Annotated in this window: 21 protein-coding genes and 1 pseudogene; 2 read left to right on the forward strand and 20 right to left on the reverse strand. The window is 47.7% G+C overall.

What is annotated here, in order from left to right; all coding sequences use genetic code 11:
* Window positions 1-49: 49 nt before the first annotated feature.
* The 18 genes and pseudogenes from ACZLMD_RS04955 to ACZLMD_RS05040 form a co-directional block, all read right to left on the reverse strand.
* Window positions 50-1742: pseudogene (locus ACZLMD_RS04955) on the reverse strand (acetyl-CoA carboxylase carboxyltransferase subunit alpha).
* 93 nt (window positions 1743-1835) lie between these two features.
* Complete coding sequence (locus ACZLMD_RS04960; RefSeq protein WP_118559951.1) at window positions 1836-3182, reverse strand: acetyl-CoA carboxylase biotin carboxylase subunit; 1347 nt, start codon at window positions 3180-3182, stop codon at window positions 1836-1838.
* Between the two features lie 23 nt (window positions 3183-3205).
* Window positions 3206-3637, reverse strand: coding sequence for a 3-hydroxyacyl-ACP dehydratase FabZ (gene fabZ / locus ACZLMD_RS04965; protein ID WP_022305685.1), 432 nt, complete (start codon window positions 3635-3637; stop codon window positions 3206-3208).
* A gap of 15 nt (window positions 3638-3652) precedes the next feature.
* A complete protein-coding gene (accB, locus tag ACZLMD_RS04970; RefSeq protein WP_482523358.1) occupies window positions 3653-4153 on the reverse strand; it encodes an acetyl-CoA carboxylase biotin carboxyl carrier protein in 501 nt (166 codons plus the stop codon).
* Window positions 4154-4204: 51 nt separating this feature from the next.
* A complete protein-coding gene (gene fabF, locus ACZLMD_RS04975; RefSeq protein WP_118559897.1) occupies window positions 4205-5449 on the reverse strand; it encodes a beta-ketoacyl-ACP synthase II in 1245 nt (414 codons plus the stop codon).
* 44 nt (window positions 5450-5493) lie between these two features.
* The gene (fabG, locus tag ACZLMD_RS04980; protein WP_022305688.1) at window positions 5494-6222 is read right to left on the reverse strand and encodes a 3-oxoacyl-[acyl-carrier-protein] reductase; all 729 of its coding nucleotides are present in this window, start codon (window positions 6220-6222) and stop codon (window positions 5494-5496) included.
* Window positions 6223-6251: 29 nt separating this feature from the next.
* On the reverse strand, window positions 6252-7193 hold the full coding sequence (fabD, locus tag ACZLMD_RS04985) for an ACP S-malonyltransferase (protein WP_118559893.1): 942 nt from the start codon (window positions 7191-7193) through the stop codon (window positions 6252-6254).
* Window positions 7194-7319: 126 nt separating this feature from the next.
* Window positions 7320-7541: an acyl carrier protein gene (locus tag ACZLMD_RS04990; RefSeq protein WP_022305690.1), complete on the reverse strand. Its 222-nt coding sequence runs from the start codon at window positions 7539-7541 to the stop codon at window positions 7320-7322.
* A gap of 76 nt (window positions 7542-7617) precedes the next feature.
* A complete protein-coding gene (locus ACZLMD_RS04995; RefSeq protein WP_482521970.1) occupies window positions 7618-8595 on the reverse strand; it encodes a beta-ketoacyl-ACP synthase III in 978 nt (325 codons plus the stop codon).
* Window positions 8596-8678: 83 nt separating this feature from the next.
* Complete coding sequence (locus ACZLMD_RS05000; protein ID WP_118559891.1) at window positions 8679-9047, reverse strand: response regulator transcription factor; 369 nt, start codon at window positions 9045-9047, stop codon at window positions 8679-8681.
* On the reverse strand, window positions 9044-9526 hold the full coding sequence (locus tag ACZLMD_RS05005; protein ID WP_482521971.1) for a hypothetical protein: 483 nt from the start codon (window positions 9524-9526) through the stop codon (window positions 9044-9046). The genes ACZLMD_RS05000 and ACZLMD_RS05005 overlap by 4 nt, the downstream gene beginning before the upstream one ends.
* A 100-nt stretch (window positions 9527-9626) precedes the next feature.
* A complete protein-coding gene (locus ACZLMD_RS05010; RefSeq protein ID WP_022305694.1) occupies window positions 9627-10028 on the reverse strand; it encodes a hypothetical protein in 402 nt (133 codons plus the stop codon).
* Window positions 10029-10040: 12 nt separating this feature from the next.
* Window positions 10041-10769, reverse strand: a complete 729-nt coding sequence (locus ACZLMD_RS05015; protein WP_118559885.1) for a ComF family protein — start codon at window positions 10767-10769, stop codon at window positions 10041-10043.
* Window positions 10750-12996 (reverse strand): SF1B family DNA helicase RecD2, encoded by a 2247-nt coding sequence (gene recD2, locus ACZLMD_RS05020; protein WP_118559945.1) that lies wholly within the window; start codon window positions 12994-12996, stop codon window positions 10750-10752. The genes ACZLMD_RS05015 and recD2 overlap by 20 nt, the downstream gene beginning before the upstream one ends.
* Window positions 12997-13096: 100 nt before the next feature.
* Window positions 13097-13435: a rod-binding protein gene (locus tag ACZLMD_RS05025; RefSeq protein ID WP_022305697.1), complete on the reverse strand. Its 339-nt coding sequence runs from the start codon at window positions 13433-13435 to the stop codon at window positions 13097-13099.
* 53 nt (window positions 13436-13488) lie between these two features.
* Window positions 13489-14307 carry a flagellar hook-basal body protein gene (locus ACZLMD_RS05030; protein WP_482521973.1) on the reverse strand — a complete coding sequence of 273 codons (819 nt, stop codon included), beginning with the start codon at window positions 14305-14307 and terminating at the stop codon, window positions 13489-13491.
* Between the two features lie 21 nt (window positions 14308-14328).
* Window positions 14329-15102: a flagellar hook-basal body protein gene (locus ACZLMD_RS05035; protein ID WP_482521974.1), complete on the reverse strand. Its 774-nt coding sequence runs from the start codon at window positions 15100-15102 to the stop codon at window positions 14329-14331.
* A gap of 103 nt (window positions 15103-15205) precedes the next feature.
* Window positions 15206-16201: a rod shape-determining protein gene (locus ACZLMD_RS05040; protein WP_022305700.1), complete on the reverse strand. Its 996-nt coding sequence runs from the start codon at window positions 16199-16201 to the stop codon at window positions 15206-15208.
* A gap of 288 nt (window positions 16202-16489) precedes the next feature.
* On the opposite strand from ACZLMD_RS05040, the gene ACZLMD_RS05045 reads away from it, so the two are divergent.
* Window positions 16490-16954 (forward strand): hypothetical protein, encoded by a 465-nt coding sequence (locus tag ACZLMD_RS05045; protein WP_022305701.1) that lies wholly within the window; start codon window positions 16490-16492, stop codon window positions 16952-16954.
* Between the two features lie 10 nt (window positions 16955-16964).
* On the opposite strand, the gene ACZLMD_RS05050 is transcribed toward ACZLMD_RS05045, so the two are convergent.
* Window positions 16965-17423 carry a hypothetical protein gene (locus ACZLMD_RS05050; protein ID WP_118559879.1) on the reverse strand — a complete coding sequence of 153 codons (459 nt, stop codon included), beginning with the start codon at window positions 17421-17423 and terminating at the stop codon, window positions 16965-16967.
* A gap of 55 nt (window positions 17424-17478) precedes the next feature.
* On the reverse strand, window positions 17479-19218 hold the full coding sequence (gene recJ, locus ACZLMD_RS05055; protein WP_482521975.1) for a single-stranded-DNA-specific exonuclease RecJ: 1740 nt from the start codon (window positions 19216-19218) through the stop codon (window positions 17479-17481).
* Between the two features lie 82 nt (window positions 19219-19300).
* On the opposite strand from recJ, the gene prmA reads away from it, so the two are divergent.
* Entirely contained in the window at window positions 19301-20335 is a 1035-nt protein-coding gene (prmA, locus tag ACZLMD_RS05060; protein ID WP_484107474.1) for a 50S ribosomal protein L11 methyltransferase, read from the forward strand.
* Window positions 20336-20392 lie beyond the last annotated feature (57 nt).

A 20392-nucleotide genomic window follows, 5' to 3' on the forward strand; every position in this document is an offset into this window, starting at 1 on the left:
CATTTTATTCTATATAATTTTATTTAATAACATCCTATTCGGTAAAATTCTATTCGACAAAGCTTCCGAACTGACGGAAACGCTCGTACCTCTTCCGCGTAAGCTCATCCGGATCCATCGCAAGAAGTCCCGGAATTTCCTCAAGCAGCGTTTTTTGAAGTTCTGCTGTCACATCGGTCAGATGATTTTCAAGGCCATCCTCCGGCTCCGCAAACATTCTGTCCGCAACATGATTCTCTAACAGGTCTTTCGCTGTCATTTTCATTTTCTCTGCAGCCTCCGCGACTCTGGTCGGATCCTTCCACAAAATACTGGAAAATCCCTCCGGCGATAAGATGGAATATACAGCATGCTCTAACATCCACACCTGATCTGCCACGGCAAGTGCCAGCGCACCGCCACTGCCTCCTTCACCGATAAAAATGCTGATGATCGGCGTCTTTAAACGGGACATCTCCATAAGGTTTCTCGCAATTGCTTCTCCCTGTCCGCGCTCCTCTGCACCGACACCCGGAAATGCACCGGCTGTGTTGATAAACGTGATCACCGGGCGTTTAAACTTCTCCGCCTGTTTCATCAGACGAAGTGCCTTACGGTATCCCTCCGGATTTGGCTGTCCGAAATTGCAGTTGACATTTTCCTCTAAGGTATGTCCCTTCTGGATTCCGATGACGGTAACCGGTTGCCCCTTCAGACTGGCGATTCCACCAATCACTGCACCATCATCTCCAAATAAACGATCTCCGTGAAACTCCATGAAATCATCAAAAATCTCTTCGATAAATTGCTTCGTGCTTGGCCGGTCGATCTGGCGGGCAATGGTCACGGATCTCATACTCTCATTCATTTCCATTCCCTCGCTTTCCCGTCTGATGAAGTTTCAAAATTTTTCCAAGCTCGCCGCGAAGCTCCTCACGGTGAACAATTCTGTCTACAAAACCATGATCCTGCTGAAATTCTGCTCTCTGAAATCCCTCCGGCAGCTTCTGGTGGATCGTTCCCTGGATCACACGCTGACCGGCAAAACCGATCAGTGCTTTAGGCTCTGACAAAATAATATCGCCTAACATCGCAAAGCTTGCTGTAACACCACCCGTTGTCGGATCCGTCAATACGGTGATATATAACAGCCCTGCTGCATCGTGGCGTCCCAGTGCCTCGGACACCTTCGCCATCTGCATCAGCGAAATGATTCCCTCCTGCATTCTGGCTCCACCGGATGTGGTGAAGATAATGACCGGAAGCTTTTCTCCGGTCGCATACTCCACTGCTCTGGTGATCTTCTCACCAACAACGGAACCCATGCTTCCCATCATAAAATGACTGTCCATAATAGCAATTACCGCATCGTTGCCTTCAATCTGACAACGACCGGTAACAACGGCCTCCCGAAGTCCGGTTTTGTCCTGTGCCTTTCCTACGATCCGATCATAATCCGGATACTCCATCGGATTCTCCGGGATCATATCCGCATCGAACTCCTGAAAGGAACCTTCATCACAGGTAACCGCAATACGCTCTGCCGGTGTCATACGAAAATGTGCACCACAGCTCGGGCAAAGCTTATACTCCGTGATCTCCTTCTTGTAAATGATCATCTTACAGGTATTACACTTGATCCACATACCATTTGGTATCGACGGCCCCTGTTCTTTTTTCTTTTTATCTGATTTTTTCCTGTCTGTCTGTGGTTCCAGAGAAAAATATTTTTTCCTTTTGCTGAATAAATTCACAAGATCCATCCTTTCTGTCTGTCCCATTTTATGTACAGATGAAATGTCATGCTTTCATAATATAAGCAGAACTTCTTGGATTCAATTCAAATCCTACGAAAATTATTTCAAAATCTTCTCCTCGATAAATGAGGTATCAAACTCCCCGGCAATATAATCGGGATGGCTCAGTATCATCCCCTGAAAATCAATGTTTGTATCTATGCCATCAATAACAAATTCATAGAGAGCTCTGCGCATTTTGGCAATTGCCTCCTCGCGGTCCCTGCCATGCACGATCACCTTTGCGATCATAGAATCATAGTATGGCGGGATCACATAATCCTGAAATACTGCCGCATCCACACGAAGTCCAAGACCTCCTGCCGGCAGCAACAAGGATCGGATCTTACCCGGGCATGGTGCAAAGTTTCTGTCCGGATTCTCTGCATTGATACGGCACTCGATCGCATGTCCACTGATATGAATATCATCCTGCGTCATAGAAAGCGACTCACCGGCAGCGATCCGGATCTGTTCCTTGATAATATCAACGCCCGTTACCATCTCCGTAACCGGATGCTCCACCTGCACTCTTGTGTTCATTTCCATGAAATAAAATTCCCCGGATCTGTCATAAAGAAACTCGATCGTGCCTGCACTCTGATAACCGGCAGCCTTTGCTGCTCGGACTGCAGCCGCACACATTTCCTCGCGTTTCTCCTGTGTCAGTGCCGGAGACGGTGACTCCTCCAGAACCTTCTGATTCTTTCTCTGCAGAGAACAGTCTCTCTCTCCCAAATGAACCACATTGCCCTGCTGATCTCCTAACACCTGCACCTCAATATGTCTGGCATTCTCGATAAGCTTCTCCATATAGACAGCATCATCGCCGAAGCCCGCCATTGCTTCTGATTTGGCAGATTCATATGCATTCTCCAGCTCATCACGGCTGCGCACAATACGAATGCCCTTTCCGCCGCCACCGGCTGATGCTTTGACCATCACCGGATAACCAAGCCGGTCTGCCACCTCATATGCTTTATCAAGACTCTCAATAACGCCGTCGCTGCCCGGTATTACCGGGACTCCGGCCTTGATCATCATTTCTCTTGCGTTTGCTTTGTTGCCCATTGCATCGATCACGGACGGACTTGGTCCAATGAATTTGATGTTGCATACCTCACACATTGATGCAAATGTACTGTTCTCGGACAGAAAACCAAAGCCCGGATGAATTGCCTGAATCTTCTTCTCTACAGCCACACTGATTATGTTCTGCATATTCAGATAACTCTCAGCCACCTTCGCACCACCGATGCAGACAGCTTCATCTGCCATCTGTGTATGCAGAGCATCTCTGTCTGCCTCCGAAAATACAGCAACCGTTCTAATTCCCATCTCACGACAGGCCCGTATAATACGAACAGCTATTTCACCACGGTTCGCAATTAATATTTTGTCAAACATGCGCTCCTCCATCCCTTTTATGATCAGCCGATCATAAAGATAAATTCTGCCTGTGCAGCAACCTTTCCATCCACATAGGCTGTTCCCTGACCGATTCCGGCATTTTTCTTAAGCTTTACAATAGAAACCTCCATACGAAGGGTATCTCCAGGCACTACCTTCTGCTTAAATTTTGCATTCTTGATACCACCAAAATATGCGGTCTTACCCTTAAACTGCTCCTGGGAAAGAATTGCCACCGCACCGGCCTGTGCCATCGCCTCAACGATCAGCACTCCGGGCATAACCGGCTCTCCCGGAAAATGACCCGCAAAAAACGGCTCGTTCATCGATACGTTCTTGAGCGCTGTTACACTCTCTCCCGGTACCATATCTAAAATGCGGTCTACTAACAGAAACGGCTGACGATGCGGAATGATCTCCATGATCTGTTTAATGTCCATTAAATAATCCATTTCGGTCTCCTCTCTTTATCCGATTCTGAATAACGGCTGTCCAAATTCTACGAAATCACCATCCTGAACCAGAACTTCTTTGATTGTACCTCCGACCGTACTTGGAACCTCATTCATAAACTTCATTGCCTCAATAATGCAGAGTGTATCTCCCTCTGCAACGGTATCTCCAACCTTTACAAACGGATCCTTGTCCTGTGCCGGCTTTGCATAGAAGGTTCCAACGATCGGTGCTGTAACAACACTGCCTTCCTCCTGTGCCTCAACAGCCGGTGCAGAACCGCCTGCCATTGCCTCTCTTGCCCCATTCTGTACGGACGCAACAATGTCCTGCAAATCTGAAAGTGATGGAGCCTCCGGGATCTCCGGCTGTACCGGTAACACCTGCTGGCTTGCTGCCTTGCCGCCATTTCCACGCACCAGACGAAGTCCGTCATTCTCTCTCGTCAGTTCCATTTCTGCCAGATCTGTTTCCTCAAACAGATCGATCAACTGCTTAATCTCTTCGTAACGCATGCTTCCTTCCTTTCCAATCTGCCCTCCGGCAGATATATCCATAAATAATTCCTACTCAGCCTTCCACTTCTTAAAACACAGCACGGCGTTGTGTCCGCCAAAACCGAGAGAATTTGATAATACATACTCCACGTTATCCACCTGACGACCCTCATTCGGGATGATGTCCAGATCACATTCCGGATCCGGTGTCTTGTAATTGATCGTTGCCGGCAGGAAATTATCCTGTATTGCCTTAACACAGATAATCGACTCGATCGCACCGGCTGCTCCCAACAGATGACCTGTCATAGACTTGGTCGAGCTTACCGGCACCTTATATGCCGCATCTCCCATTGCAAGCTTGATTGCTGCTGTCTCACCTATCTCATTGGCATGTGTACTTGTTCCATGTGCATTGATATAGGATACCTGCTCCGGTGTAATTCCGGCTTCCTCCATAGCAAGCTCCATTGCCCTTGCAGCACCGGAGCCATCCGGCAGTGGTGTTGTGATATGGTATGCATCTGCATTGGAACCATAGCCAACGATCTCGCCATAGATCTTTGCACCACGCGCTTTTGCATGCTCTAACTCCTCCAGGATCAGTACACCTGCCCCCTCAGACATAACGAAACCGTCTCTGTCCTTGTCAAACGGCTTACACGCATCCTTTGGATCCGGATTCTTGGATAATGCTGTCAGATTCGTAAATCCTGCAATACCGATACGGCAGATGGCTGCCTCAGCACCGCCCGCAAACATGACATCCTGACGTCCATCCTTGATCTGACGGAATGCATCACCGATCGCATTTGTTCCGGTCGCACATGCAGTCACCACGTTCTCGCAGATTCCCTTTGCACCATAACGGATCGCAATATTTCCTGCTGCCATATTGCCGATCGTCATCGTGATAAACAACGGAGAAACCCTTGCCGGTCCCCTGTCGTTCATCTTGGTAACCTGCTCCTCCATGGTCATCAGTCCACCGACACCGGAGCCTACAATAACACCGACTCTGTCCGCATCTTCCTTTTCCATATCAAGACCACTGTCCTCAAATGCCTGCACTGCTGCACCAAGCGCATACACTGCAAACAGATCGTTTCTCTTGACATCCTTCTTTGTCATGTAAAGCTCCGGATCAAACCCCTCTACCTCTCCGGCAATCTTTACCTTGAACTCTTCCGTGTCAAACTTTGTGATCATCTTGATTCCGCACTTGCCCTTCCGGATATTATCCCAGAAAGTATCCACTGTGCTTCCGAGAGGTGTCACCGCACCCATTCCTGTTACAACAACTCTTCTAGCCATATTTCTTACCCTCATTTCTCTCAGTCTCTGCAACTGTCTGTTCGCTACATTACCATTCCGCCATCAACATTAAGCACCTGACCGGTAATATAATTATTCTCTGCAAGGAACACTGCTGCTCTGGCAATATCCTCAACCTTTCCGGCTCTCTTAAGCGGAATTGCATTTAAGATTGCCTCCTGCACATCCTCCTTCAACACTGCTGTCATATCTGTTTCAACAAAACCCGGAGCGATCGCATTACAGGTGACTCCTCTTGACGCCAGCTCCTTTGCGGTAGATTTGGTCAGACCAATGATACCCGCCTTGGACGCCGCATAATTTGCCTGTCCGATATTGCCGTTGATGCCGACTACAGATGCCATGTTAATGATTGCTCCGCTTCTCTGTTTGAGCATTACACTGCTCGCATGGCGGATCATATTAAAAGTTCCCTTCAGGTTGGTATTGATCACATCGTCAAACTGCTCCTCAGTCATCCTCATCAAAAGCATATCCTTCGTAATACCTGCATTATTGACAAGCACATCCACACTGCCAAGCTCCTTCTTGACCGTTTTGATCATGTCAGCCGCAAATGCAAAATCACTGACATCACCCTGTACCGGCTTGCAGATCACACCAAACGCCTCGATCTCCTTCACGGTCTCCTCATCCAGATGACTGTGATAATTCAATACGATATTACATCCCTCTTCGGCAAATGCCAGAGCGATCGCCTTGCCGATGCCCTTGGCTGCTCCTGTCACAATGACGTTTTTTTCTTTTAACATAATTCCTCCTAAATCACATCTTCCAGGATCTACACGATCTCATGAAGCTTTTTGATTGTTTTGTCCAGAGAGGATAAATCCTCTACATTCATGATATTCACTCCCTTGAGTGTTCTCTTCACAAAACCGGTCAATGCTTTTCCCGGTCCTAACTCAATAAAAGTATCCGCCCCCTGCTCATTCATGTTGCGGATGATATCTGCCCATCTTACCGGACAGCAGATCTGCTTTGTCAAAATCGGAATGATGTCATCCTTTGATGGCACCACCTGTGCATTCACATTGGTATAAACCGGTATCTTCATATCGCTGATATGCATTTTCTCAAGCTCCGGCTTTAAACGGTCGGAGGCTGGCTGTAACAGGCTTGTATGGAAAGGACCGCTCACCTTCAGCTTAACGGCAAGCTTTGCCCCCTTTTCCTTGGCAAGCCTTGCTGCCTCTGCAACCGCCTCTGTCTTACCGGCGATTACGATCTGACCCGGCGCATTGTAATTGGCAGGGACCGCCAGTCCCTTTCCAAGAGCCGTTGCCTCCTCACATGCCTCCTCGACCAGATCTTGATCCAGTCCGATGATCGCATACATTGCTCCCTCACCGGAAGGCACTGCCTCTGTCATAAATCTCCCTCGCTTCTGCACCAGTGCAACGGCCTCCTCGAAGTCCATCGCTCCGCTGGCAACATAAGCGGAATATTCGCCAAGGCTTAATCCGGCTGTCATATCCGCACGGATGCCCTGCTCCTCAAGCACTTTGAATGCCGCAATACTCATTGTTAAAATTGCAGGCTGTGCATACTCTGTCTCTCCTAATTTCTGTTCATCCTGAAAACAAATATCCTTAATCGAATATCCCAATACGGCATCTGCCCGATCAAATATATCCTTAGCCACACTGTAATTCTGGTACAGTTCCTTTCCCATACCTGCATATTGTGCACCCTGTCCACTAAACATAAATACAGTTTTCATGAAAACTCCTCCACGCTTTAAAAGACAGTGCGATCCGATAACAAAATGATGAGAACCCCGTTGGACGAGATCCTCATCTTTACGGTCTTCACTGTCCGTTTCATCTGCTTGCTGGCGATAATCGTCTTATTTGTTGTTCTCAACAAAGTCTACGATATCTTTTACGGTAACAATAGATTCCGGATCTTCAATTGATACTTCAAACTCGTCTTCAATATCATTGATGATCTGGAAAACATCCAAAGAATCAGCGTCAAGATCATCCTTTACATTTGTATCCAGTGTGATCTCCTCTTCATCCTTTCCAAGCTGTGAAGCAATGATTTCTCTGATCTTCTCAAATACCATTTTCAGTTCCTCCTAAAGAAATTAGTTAATTTTGTTTTATATTGACTGTGATATCACAGTAATACACATGCTCATCCTACCATTGTATCAGCAGTGTTCCCCATGTCAAGCCTCCTCCGAAGCCGCAGAGGATCAACTTGTCCCCCTCATGAAGAAGTCCCTTTTCATTCATTTCATTGAGCGCGATCGGAATACTTGCTGCGGAAGTATTGCCATAATGCTCAATATTGGTATAAAAGCGATCCATCGGAAGCTTTAACTTCTTTGCTGCCACCTCAACGATCCTTGCATTTGCCTGATGCGTGATAAAATATGTAATCTCATCCTTTGATACACCGGACTTTTCAAGCACGTTCTCGATGCTTGACACGATCTTCTTGGTTGCAAACTTAAACACAGCTCTTCCATCCATCGTGACATGACCACATTCTGCCTGCGGCTCTATCTCATTAAAAGCATTGGCCGGTGCCAGACGCCGTGCTGTAAGAACAGCACAATCCTCACCCTTTGCTCCAAGCTCTTCCATCAGAATACCCTGCTGTGATTCAGAACGCTCCAGCAGCACGCCTGCTGCGCCATCTCCAAATAACACACATGTCGAGCGGTCCTGCCAGTCAACGATCTTGGATAATATCTCTCCTCCGATCACCAGCGCGTTCTTATACACACCACAGCGGATAAACTTATCCGCAACACTCACACCATACAAGAATCCCGAGCAGGCTGCCGTCACATCAAATGCTACTGCATTAACTGCACCGATCTCCTTTTGTACCATACACGCAGCACTCGGTGTGCAATAATCCGCCGTAACGGTCGCAACAACAATAAGATCAATATCCTCCGGTGCGATCCCGGCTCTCTCTATAATCTGTCTGGCGGCTTTCGTCGTGTAATACGATAAATCTTCGCCCCCCGAAATATGTCTTTCTCCAATCCCCGTTCTCTGTCTGATCCACTCATCACTGGTATCCATAATCTGTGCCAGATCATCATTGGTAATCACCTGACTCGGAATACCCGCCCCCGTGGCCACTATTCTTGATGTAACCATTTTCTGCTCCTGTTCCTTTTCATATTCACATATCAAGTATATGACACAATACCTCATTACGTCAACACTTGTTTGCAAACGAATTAGGCAAATTTAGATACCAACTCCAGAGAAGCCAGCAAAACATCTGCCTCCAGAGGCTTCGGAATCAAATGCTTGACACCGATGCTTTTCACTTCCTCCATGGTTCCGGCATCACAAAGAGAGCTTAACATCAATATCTTCACAGCCGGATCCTGCTTTTTGAGTATCTCTGCTGTCTCAAGACCATTGAGCCCCGGCATTATGATGTCCAGTATAACAATATCCGGCTTCAATTCCTTGTAAAGCTCGATTGCCTCTTCTCCATCCTTGGCATAACCGATCACTTCATATCCGTTATCTTCCACGATATCCTTGATCTGCTTAGATGCAAAGGGGGAATCATCAACCACCATAATTGTTGTACTCATACGTCGTCTCCTCCATTCTGTTGAAACTCAAACTGAATAATAAACCGAACAAATCCCTGACCATTCCGATAAACAAGCATAATATGATACGCCTGCTCATCTCTGCCATAATCCGGATCGTTTTCTCCAAAATATTCCGGCACAGACAGCTTGGAAACACTGTCCGTCAGCGTATTGATCTTGGATACGATCCTTCCACAGACAACATTCATATATTCATTGATATATAATGCCCGCTCCTCCTCCGGCGGCATGCCGCCTCCATACATTCCCGACAGGATCTGGCGATACATATCATGGTTCATTTCGCAACGGATGTTCGCCAGAAAAAATCCTCTTGTGTGTATCATAACTGTGATGATATCACTGTCTCTGCACTGCTTCGAGTCGATCTTTTCCAGATCAACCCCTGCCAGAATCTTCGTCACTGCCATGACTTCCCGTCCGGGGATGCGAAGTATGTCCCGAATATCTTCCAAAACGCTCCACCTCCTCCGTACTTTACTGGTTGTCTTAATCAGATTATCAGTAAGTATCTTTAAAACAAGTCATTTTCTTCAAGGCCAAAACGCTTATTTCTTATTTGTCGAAAAAACGCATTCTTGCATTCTCCGAGGTCCTCTTTGGTTCATTGCCGCCCTTAGGACTGCTGTATAAATTCTCAAAGGATCTTGTCATCGTCCGCTTACATTCCTTGCAGAATCGTCCGGTCAGGATCGGCGCACCGCACTTCTCACACTGGATCACCACCCCGGATTCTTTTGAAAAGCTCAGACGTTCCTCTCGGATCCAGCGCTTCAGCTGCTGAATCGGTACCTCTGTTTCCTCAGAAATAACAGAGATTGAACTGCTCGGATTCTTTAAAATATATTCCTTGACAACACTGAACTTTTCTTCCATCTTGCGGCGGCACTTCGGACACAGCGGTGATCCGTCAAAATTAAATATTGCCCCACACATTTTGCAATTTCTTACGTCCATATCCTACTCTCCTTAATTGCCTTGTCCAATACATACACACAAAAAATAAATCCTGCGGATCCCTGTCTCTTTCAACACGGCAGAACAAGCCTCCATCGTGCTTCCCGTCGTGTAAATGTCATCCATGATTATAACACACTCCGGTATCTGATTCAACTCCCGCACCTGTCTGCCCACCGAAAATGCCCCTGCCAGATTCCGCTTACGTTCTCCCGCCGAAAGCTCCTTCTGCGGTCTGGTATCCTTAATTCTGGCAATCATTTCTGTTCCTACCGGCAGTCCGCTAAGCTTGCCAAAATGTCTGGCAAGAATCTCTGCCTGATTATATCCTCTTCTGCGGTAACGTGCCGGATGAACCGGCACCGGCACAAGCATTCCGGCACCGGTTTGTTTGACCCAGCTCCCATAATGCCTGTATAATTCTTCCGCATAAACAGCACCATATTCCCTGCGGCTGCTATATTTGAAGCGTGCCATCGATTCCTGCATGATACCGTCATAGACAAACAACGCTCTTCCCGCCTCAAACGAACGACTGTTATCCCTGCAGTCCCCGCAAAATTCCTCATCTTCCTCAAGAGGCTTTCCGCATCGCATGCACCGTGGTTCCCGTATATATTGAATATATGTGTGACAGCCGGCACAAATCCCATGCATTCCTGCCGGAAGCACGTCATCACATACCGGACATCTCGCCGGATAAATAAAATCAAGCACTCTGTCACGAAAGCATCCCTGCATCTGCCACCTCCAGTTCCTGAATCCGCTGGCACAGGCTGGAATATCTCTTCTTCTCGTTGATATTGCAGATCATCTGATCCACCATCCTTCTGCTGCCAACGATCGTCACGCACTTTTTGGCACGCGTCACTGCCGTATATAAAAGATTGCGGTTAAACAACATCTTCGGTCCGCTCAGCAGCGGAATGATCACTGCAGGATACTCACTTCCCTGCGACTTATGTATAGTGATCGCATATGCAAGCTCTAATTCCTCCATCTCACTAAATTCATACTCCGCGATCTTTCCTTCCTCAAATTCCACCGTCACGCTCTCCGTCAAGGCTGAGATCGTCCGGATCACTCCACTGTCTCCGTTGAAAACACCCTCTCCCTCTTCGCAGACATCTCCATAAGGATTATACTTCTTCCATTTGAGCTGATAGTTGTTTTTGATCTGCATCACTTTATCATTCTCGCGGAATAAAACACCGTGAAATTCTCTTTCAACCTTGTCCGGCGATGACGGATTCAGATACTTCTGCAGTACATCATTCAGATTCAGCACACCCAATTCACCTTTACGCATCGGTGCCAGAACCTGAATATCATACGGAGATGCGTTGACATACGGTGGCAGTTTCTGGACGATCAGCTGGATCACCACATTGATGATATCCTGAGGCTGATTCCTCTCGAGACTGAAAAAGTCCCTGCTCTCCTTCCTATATTCCACAGGCTCTCCCCGGTTGATCCGGTGGGCATTTAAAATAATATCGCTCTCTGCCGCCTGACGGAATACCTTTTCCAGACGAACCACATGACAAAACTTTGACCGGATGATATCCTTTAGCACATTGCCCGGTCCCACAGATGGAAGCTGGTTGGCATCTCCCACCATAATCAGGCGCGTTCCCGGCACAAGTGCCTGCAACAACGCATGCATCAGATAAATATCCACCATAGACATCTCATCAATGATCACCACATCTGCCTCCAGCGGCTGCAGCTCGTTTCGTTCAAAATGCATACCGTCGCGGTCATCCCCGTCCACAGCACCATTTAACTCGAGCAGACGGTGGATCGTCTGCGCTTCATAACCGGTCGTCTCGGACATTCTCTTTGCCGCTCTGCCGGTCGGCGCCGCCAGAAGAATATCCATTCCCTCTTCCTCAAAAATACGCACAATGGTATTGATCGTTGTGGTTTTTCCGGTACCGGGTCCACCCATGATCACCATCACACCATTTTGCAGTGCCTGAAAAACAGCCCTACGCTGCATCTCATCCAACTCTATCTTCTCGGAACGCTCCACCTCCCGGACCTTCCTTTCCAGATCAGATTCCTTCACCGGAAAGTCCAGATTCAGATCAAGCAGCATTCTGGCACAATTCATCTCCATATAATATAACCGACCGTAATAAAGACATCGCTCTCCGTCAATCTCCCGGCAAATGATCTGTTTATTCATGCACAGCTCGTCCACATGGCAGTCGATCAGTGCCGGCTCCAGTCCAAGAAGCTGCGCCGTCACATCGACAAGCTCTCTCTGCGGCAGGTAACAATGTCCCTGTACCGTGGACTGCTGCAGACAATAGACGATCCCCGCCTGAATACGGAAATCCGAATCCTCATAAAATCCAGCCTGACGCGCGATCTCATCTGCAATCTTAAAGCCCACGCCGGAAATATCCTCTGCCAGCTTATACGGATTGGTTCTTAGAACCTCATACATTTCCTGACCATACTGTCTGTATATCTTGACAGCCAGATTCATACTGATTCCATAATCCTGCAAAAAGAGCATCGCCTGTCTCATCTCTCGCTTCTCGTTAAACTGACCGGCAGCCTGGATCGCAAGCTTCATGCTGATCCCCTTGACCTCTGCAAGCCGCTCCGGTTCCTCCTCAAAGATCCGAAAGGTATCCTCCTTAAACTTCTTGACGATCCTCGCCGCAAGTGCCGGTCCAATCCCCTTGATCGCACCGGAACCTAAGTACTTTTCGATCGCCATGGAATCCTCCGGCTGCTTCTCCTCATAAGAGGTCACCTTCATCTGCTCTCCGTATTCTTTATGAAAGACCATATCTCCCCGGACAACAAGATACTGTCCCTCCGCCACATAAGAAAAACAGCCGACGCAGCAGATGTCATCGTCCCATTCCGGGTGTGACAAATGCAGTACCGTGTATCCGTTCTCTTCATTACGAAAAACGATATTCTCTACATATCCTTCGATCTCTTCCATTTCATCCCCCTTTTCCGCCATCTTCCTTCTGCCAAAACTTCCTTTTACAGAAAAACAGCCACTGCAAATAAACAGCGGCCCGTTTGTATGTATATTGTGATTACAGCTTGTACTGTTGCTTCAGATTATCGTATAACTGCTGCGCAAGACCGATCTGACCACTTTCCGTGACCGTATCTGCAAGCTGCTCATTGCGCATATCAGCAAACATCTTGGTGTATTCGCCTTCTTCGTCTTCATTCTCGACAGTTTTCTTGGCTTCCTCGATCATCTTCTGTACGAAATATGACTCAAAGCTTTTGCAGGCTTCCATCAGTTCTTCGTCGGAAGAATCCTTACCGATCCCACCGATCTTGTCAGAGGTTCCTGCTGCAGATGCACTGCTGATCCGTGATGCATAACTGTCGTATAATGATGATACATCTAAAACTGAACTCATAGGAGCTGCTCCTTCCTAACCGGATAAGCTGCACACAGCCATCCGTTCACTGATTATGACCGCAGGTTGTTCGCCTGCTGCAACATCTCATCGGATGCGGTAATTGCCTTGGAATTCATCTCATAAGCACGCTGTGTAACGATCATGTCAACCATCTCGTCCACTGCCTGCACATTGGATGCCTCAAGATATCCATTCTTAACAATACTGCGCTTTAATGCAGCATCATCCCCCTCAATGCGGGCATCTCCGGAAGCATCTGTCGCCAGATAATAGCTGTCACCCGCCTTCTCCAATCCATTTGGATTATTGAACTGTGCCATACCGATATTGATACCAAGCGGAAGTGAATTGCCATCATCTCCCACATAACCGATACCGCCATAGTTATCAAAGCGAAGCTTCGAGGTATCCACATCCTTATCAAAGCTTATCTCCTTGCCGGTCGAATCCAACACTGCATATCCTTCCTGTGTCGTCAAAGACCATCCGCCGGATGTATTTTTAGAAAGATTAAAATGACCGTTTCTGGTATAGCAGATCGTACCGTCCGGCTTTTGCACCATGAACAGTCCATCTCCCTCAACCGCAAAGTCAAATGCAGCATTGGTCGTTGTAAAGGATCCTTGTGTAAACTGCGTTGCGATCGATCCCACCTTCACACCAAGTCCGACCTGCGCTCCGATCGGCTTCTGATTCCCCTCGGAATCGGTCGTCTTCTTCTGGATATTCTGATATAAAAGTGACTGGAAACGTGTCGTCTCCTTCTTGTAACCTGTTGTATTGATATTGGATAAATTGTTGGACAACGTATCCATACTGGTCTGCTGTGCCTTCATGCCGGAAGCAGCCGTCCAAAGAGCTCTCATCATAATGCTATCTCACACCTTTCATCAAACCTTGCCGACATCATTAACCGAATGATTCAACAGGCTGTCCTGTGTCTGAATCATCTTCTGTCCTGCCTCATATGCCCGGGTGATCGTGATCATGTCCACCATCTGGTCGATCACATTGACATTGGACTGCTCCGTATAGCCCTGTTCCAGAGAATAGGTTCCCTTGATCGCCGTTGCACCGTCCACTGTCTCCCAGAAATTATCTCCGTGCTGTTTAAGATAATTATAATCCTCAAAATCCGTGATCTGAATGGTATCCACATAAACATTATCCGCATATACAGCACCATCTCTGTCGATCACGATCTTAGCAGCATCCGTAGGAACCTGAAGGTCTCCCCCCTCTCCCTGCAGATGATTGCCATCACTGTCAACAATAAATCCATCTCGCGTCGCGGTAAAACAGCCATTCCGGGTGTAATAGGTCTTATCTTCCCCTTTGGCATTAGTTGCGCGAACCGTAAAAAAGCCGCTTCCCTGAATCGCAATATCGTATGTATTCTCCGTCTGTCTCAGAGAACCCTGATCCCAGTTCGTATAAGTCTCACCGATCTTAACCCCAAGGCTCATCCTTCCGATCGGCTCATCCACAAAGCCATTGGAACGGTCACGGATCTTGTAGGTCAGCATCTCCTTGAATGCCTGACTGGTCACCTGCTCCTCTTTGTAACCGATCGTTGCCGAATTGGCAAGATTATTGGATATAATATCCAATCTCTTCTGCTCATTATACATGCCTGTATATGCGGTATATAAACCTCTTGTCATGGGCGGCCTCCTTCTTAGAACATCCCGGAAAAACTTCAACTGACCGGATGGAAATCCAGTCAGTCTGTCTCATAATATATTATCGGCAATCTGCCAATATTTCTTAATCCTCATCGCGCTTTCCGCTCAAAAATTCCACGAACTGACCGGTACCGATCGCTACTGCGGTCATCGGATCCTCTGCGGTCATTGTTGTGATGCCTGTCTTCTCCTCGATCAGCTCCTCCAGACCATAAAGAAGGCTTCCGCCTCCGGTCAGGACGATTCCACGGTCAGAAACATCTGCTGCAAGCTCTGGTGGTGTCTTCTCCAGTACGCTGTGAACAGCTTCCACGATCTGAGATGTGATCTCCTTTAAGGCATCCATCGTCTCATCGGAGGTAACAGTGATCGTCTTAGGAAGACCTGTTACAAGGTTACGTCCACGTACATCCATGGAAACAACCTCCGGACGCTTATATGCAGATCCAATCTGAATCTTGATATCCTCTGCGGTGCGCTCACCGATCAGCAGATTATGTGTCTTACGCATGTAACGTACGATCGCCTCATCAAAGTCATCGCCGGCAACCTTGATCGAAGTGCTGACAACGGTACCACCAAGGGAAATAACAGCGATATCTGCTGTACCGCCTCCGATATCAACGATCATATTACCACATGGTCTGGAGATATCGATACCGGCACCGATTGCTGCCGCAATAGGCTCCTCAATGATCGCAACCTCACGTGCACCTGCCTCGTAGGTTGCATCCTCAACCGCCTTCTTCTCTACCTCTGTAACACCGCTTGGTACACAGACGCTGATGCGCGGCTTTCTGAAACGTGTCTTACCACATGCCTTCTGAATGAAATAGCGCAGCATCTTCTCTGTCACGGTGTAATCAGAAATCACACCCTGACGCAGCGGTCTTACTGCCACAATATTACCAGGTGTACGTCCAAGCATCAGACGTGCATCCTCTCCGATTGCTTTGATCTTATTCGTATCACGATCAAATGCAACAACTGACGGCTCCCTTAAAACAACACCCTTTCCCTTTATATATACAAGTACATTGGCTGTACCAAGATCAATTCCGATATCACTACCAACCATTTTATTTTCTCCTTTCCATGCATCCTATTTCTCTATTTTTTCCGTTTTGTAACAAAAATAAACGTATTCTATGTTATTATATACCATTTTTCTGAGTTTTCAAAGTGTATTTTAAATTTCTGGCAATATTTCAGAAAAAAGTTATAATTACGCATTGAAACTGTACGATATGTATATTACACTGGATTCATATTGGATGAAAATCGGGATTTGTGCTGGTTTTCCATGCGGAAAATACTATGCCTGCAATCTTAAACATGCAGGCTGAGAAAGGATTATAAAATTTCTATGACAACTACTGCTGTTTTTAAACACCGTGAAATACGCGCCGTCAGCCATTTCTGTGCCTGGCGCATTTCCAGATATATACTGATCATTCTGCTTGTTCCTCTTTCTGCGCTGCATTATCCGTCTGCGTTTTATATTATCGCAGCACTGGCTGCACTTCCTGCCGCCGTCAATCTGGCGCTGGATTCCTCTTACCCGGAGCGAAACAATGAGGCTCTCCGGCAGGCAGCACATCCGGACATCATGAAACAGTATCACTTTTCCCGCACCCGTTATCAGGCAGAGCGCTTCGGCTTTGTACTTGCTCTGATCCTGCTTCTTGTGTGGCAGTGGATCCAGCCCACCGAATACTGGTATGACTTTCCGCTCGGCCGCGTTCCGGTCATGGTGCTTTTCTTCTACTATATCAGCCAGACCGTCTTTTATTTCTGTTATCGTTTTGCGATCCGCAAAGCATGCCGATGATTCTTATAAATTATAAAGAAGACGGTTTCTTCGTCTGCTCCTGAAAATACTGATAAATATCCTGTACGGTCTGATAGGTCAGGCTGGATGTGTCCTCCGTTTTCGCCGCCTCCTTTAAAACCTCCGACATGGACTGCGCCATCTGAGCTGCCTCTGAGCGCTGTGCATTCAGATATGACTCTAAAATTCCTGCAAAGCCGGAAATGCTCTGCGAAGCCCCCAGAAGACTGTCACTGCTGTCTGATCCTCCAAGAAGCCCGCTTAAGCTCTCAAGTCCCTGCACACCACTCAGTGATGAGGTAAGACCTGAACTGACCGCATTCATAAGTCCCGATGTCCCGGAGCTATCACTGTCATCTCCGGAAAGTGCATGAAACATCGTACTCATGGAGTTGTGGTCGATCATATACTGATAATATAAATCCCTCGAAAGATTCGACAGGGATGAAACAGATGAAATATCTGACATAACAATCCTCCAACGTCCAAAACAATATCTACTGCCCTTAAGAATACCATGTGATCTAGCGGCAGTCAACTATCGTGTACTGCAGTTCCCCGTAACGCTCATTGATCCTCGGAATATAAATAATATCCATCACACAGCCGCTTGCATTCCCCTGCTCCAGAGATTCCCACACCGCCTCGGAATATTTGGCGCAGATTTCCTTCTTCATGCACTGATCGATCTGAAAATCCACCAGATTATAACGTCTGCCCTGATCAAGCACCATAAAACTCCCTACCTGTCCCTCTTTGCCACGGATCTTCACAGAAAGAATCTCCAGACCACGCTTTGCAAAAAGAGCACCCTTATTCTGCTCGCCTACCGGCTGCAACAGATTCAGTTCACGCACCAGATTGCCGCTCACCTCCGCAAGCGCCACCTCACGGTCGATCGTTATCTTTTCGATCAGATCCTTCGGAGTCAGTCTGCACCGCTCATTTAAGGCATCCCGAAGAGACTCAAGCTTCTCCTCCTTCAGCGAAAATCCCGCAGCCATGGCATGACCGCCATATTCAAGCAGAAGCGATGCACAGGCATTTAATTCCTGCTGCATGTGATAGCCCGGGATTGATCTGCCGGAGCCCTTCAGATGATCTCCGGATCTGGTCAATATCATCGTCGGACGGTAATATTTCTCCTTGATCCTTCCTGCCACAATGCCCGCAACACTCTCCGGACACTCCTCCACAAATACAACAAGCACGTTTTGGTCCAGATATCCTTCCTCTTCAATCTGTTTTACTGCCTGTTCGGTTGCCCGTGCGGTAATATCCTTGCGCTCCTCATTCAGCTCGATCAGATGCGCCGCAATCGCATCCGCTTCCTTTTGATCCTCCGCAAGCATCAATTCTACACCAGTAGAAGCATCCCGCAGACGCCCTGCCGCATTAATGCAGGGACCGATTCGGAAACCAATACAGCCGGAATCAACCTCTCTGTTTAGATCCAGTTGCCGGATCAGCGAAGAAAGCCCCTTGTTAGTGCTGTTTTGTATCAGCTCCAGACCACGGCTTACAATGATTCGGTTCTCGCTCTGCAGCGGTACCACATCACAGACGGTTGCCACCGCCGCCATGGACAAAAGCTCATCCAGAAATGCACTTTCCTCCCGCCCCTCAAACAAAGCCTCAATCAGGCGGTATGCCACCGCCGCACCGCACAGTTCCCGCCATGGATACATATTGTCCTTCCGCTTCAGATCCACCACGGCATCTGCCGGTGGAAGCAGTTCCTGTCCCGTTTCATTGTCAAGCGGCACATCGTGGTGATCCGTCACGATCACCGTCATACCAAGCTCCTTGGCGCAGGCAACGGCATCAACAGCCGAGATGCCATTGTCGCAGGTAATGATCGTGTCCACATCCTGTTCAAAAGCCTCCCTCGCCATATAATCCCGCACACCGTATCCGTCTCTCTCCCGGTGCGGCACACGCCAGCTCACCTCAGCTCCCAGCTTTCGAAGCCCCTTCACCAGGATGGACGTAGACATCACACCGTCCACATCATAATCGCCGATCACCTGTATTTTCTGATTGTTCTCGATCTTATTGCGTATGATCGAAACCGCATGATCCAGATCATAGATAGCATGCACATCATGCAGCTTATCCATAGACGGATACAGGTAGGCATCCATCGCCTCCCAGTCGTACAGCCCCCTTTTCACAAGAACCTCCGCCAGAATTTCGGAAATTTTATACCGTGCTGCAATCTTTGACAGATCGGCACGGTTTGATTTTATCATCCACTGTTTCATTGTATAACATCCTTTTTTTTGTTATAATTAAATCACACTCTTAGAAAGTATACCATAATTCAGGAAGAAAGGATAATCATCAATGAAATGGATTCAATATAAAGTTCATACAACGACGGACGCCGCAGATATTATTGGGGAGCTGCTCTATGAGCTCGGCATACAGGGCTTTGAGATTTCTGACCATGTTCCTCTGACCCCGGAGGAGGAGAAGCAGATGTATACCGATATCCCGGCGGATCTGGGACCGGATGACGGCAAGGCTGTCCTGACCTTTTATACCGAAGGAGACAATACTCCTGAAGAGAAGGAATTTTACAGCACGGGATCTTCCCTGCGTGATGCTGCAAGTCCTGTCCAGGAGGGGTATCAGGATCCGGAAGAGCTTGTTGCCTCTCTGCGCGGCCGTATCATCGATATGCAGCAGTTCTGTCCGTTTCCGGATCCGGTGATCACCTATTCCGTACAGGACGATGCACAGTGGAAGGATAAATGGAAGGACAGCTTTCACCCATTCCGCGTTACCGATGATCTGATCGTCACTCCTGTCTGGGAGCCGACACCGGAAATTGCAAACGAAAACGATACGATTCTTTTGATCGAGCCGGGTTCTGCTTTCGGTACCGGAACACACGAAACAACACGTCTTTGCATGACATCCCTGCGTAGCTACATCCACAAAGATACCCGCATCATGGATGCCGGCTGTGGCAGCGGTATTCTTGCGATCGCCGCACTGTTGTACGGTGCGAAAAGTGCATTCTGTCTCGACATTGATCCATCTGCAGTCACCGGAACACTGGAAAATGCCGAGCGAAATCACATTGCCGCAGACAGGATCCGTGCGATCCACGGCAATATCCTTGAGGACAGTGCCGCGATCAAGGCAGAATGTCCGGAACCATTTGACGTAGTCGTTGCCAATATTCTCGCCGATGTGATCATCCCTCTTTCCGGTATGATCCGTCCTTTTCTGAAGCCGGACGGCATCTTCATTTCCTCCGGTATTCTTGCAAGCCGTGGCGATGATGTCCGCAAGGCATTAACCGCCAATCATTTTACGATCATTGAAGAAAACACACTGGGCGAATGGATTTCTTTCGTTGCCAGACCATAGTTTATCCATCCGTTCAAAGAAATAAGTCAAAAGCTGAAGTGACAACATCTTACGCTA

The organism is Jutongia sp. (assembly GCF_057878315.1).

Bases quoted from the DNA above. Each gene is read 5' to 3' on its own strand.
- ACZLMD_RS04960 (WP_118559951.1), bottom strand. From the start codon at position 3,182: ATGTTTGACAAAATATTAATTGCGAACCGTGGTGAAATAGCTGTTCGT.
- fabZ (WP_022305685.1), bottom strand. From the start codon at position 3,637: ATGGATTATTTAATGGACATTAAACAGATCATGGAGATCATTCCGCAT.
- accB (WP_482523358.1), bottom strand. From the start codon at position 4,153: ATGCGTTACGAAGAGATTAAGCAGTTGATCGATCTGTTTGAGGAAACA.
- fabF (WP_118559897.1), bottom strand. From the start codon at position 5,449: ATGGCTAGAAGAGTTGTTGTAACAGGAATGGGTGCGGTGACACCTCTC.
- fabG (WP_022305688.1), bottom strand. From the start codon at position 6,222: ATGTTAAAAGAAAAAAACGTCATTGTGACAGGAGCAGCCAAGGGCATC.
- fabD (WP_118559893.1), bottom strand. From the start codon at position 7,193: ATGAAAACTGTATTTATGTTTAGTGGACAGGGTGCACAATATGCAGGT.
- ACZLMD_RS04990 (WP_022305690.1), bottom strand. From the start codon at position 7,541: ATGGTATTTGAGAAGATCAGAGAAATCATTGCTTCACAGCTTGGAAAG.
- ACZLMD_RS04995 (WP_482521970.1), bottom strand. From the start codon at position 8,595: ATGGTTACATCAAGAATAGTGGCCACGGGGGCGGGTATTCCGAGTCAG.
- ACZLMD_RS05000 (WP_118559891.1), bottom strand. From the start codon at position 9,047: ATGAGTACAACAATTATGGTGGTTGATGATTCCCCCTTTGCATCTAAG.
- ACZLMD_RS05010 (WP_022305694.1), bottom strand. From the start codon at position 10,028: ATGGACGTAAGAAATTGCAAAATGTGTGGGGCAATATTTAATTTTGAC.
- ACZLMD_RS05015 (WP_118559885.1), bottom strand. From the start codon at position 10,769: ATGCAGGGATGCTTTCGTGACAGAGTGCTTGATTTTATTTATCCGGCG.
- recD2 (WP_118559945.1), bottom strand. From the start codon at position 12,996: ATGGAAGAGATCGAAGGATATGTAGAGAATATCGTTTTTCGTAATGAA.
- ACZLMD_RS05025 (WP_022305697.1), bottom strand. From the start codon at position 13,435: ATGAGTTCAGTTTTAGATGTATCATCATTATACGACAGTTATGCATCA.
- ACZLMD_RS05030 (WP_482521973.1), bottom strand. From the start codon at position 14,307: ATGATGAGAGCTCTTTGGACGGCTGCTTCCGGCATGAAGGCACAGCAG.
- ACZLMD_RS05035 (WP_482521974.1), bottom strand. From the start codon at position 15,102: ATGACAAGAGGTTTATATACCGCATATACAGGCATGTATAATGAGCAG.
- ACZLMD_RS05040 (WP_022305700.1), bottom strand. From the start codon at position 16,201: ATGGTTGGTAGTGATATCGGAATTGATCTTGGTACAGCCAATGTACTT.
- ACZLMD_RS05045 (WP_022305701.1), top strand. From the start codon at position 16,490: ATGACAACTACTGCTGTTTTTAAACACCGTGAAATACGCGCCGTCAGC.
- ACZLMD_RS05050 (WP_118559879.1), bottom strand. From the start codon at position 17,423: ATGTCAGATATTTCATCTGTTTCATCCCTGTCGAATCTTTCGAGGGAT.
- recJ (WP_482521975.1), bottom strand. From the start codon at position 19,218: ATGAAACAGTGGATGATAAAATCAAACCGTGCCGATCTGTCAAAGATT.
- prmA (WP_484107474.1), top strand. From the start codon at position 19,301: ATGAAATGGATTCAATATAAAGTTCATACAACGACGGACGCCGCAGAT.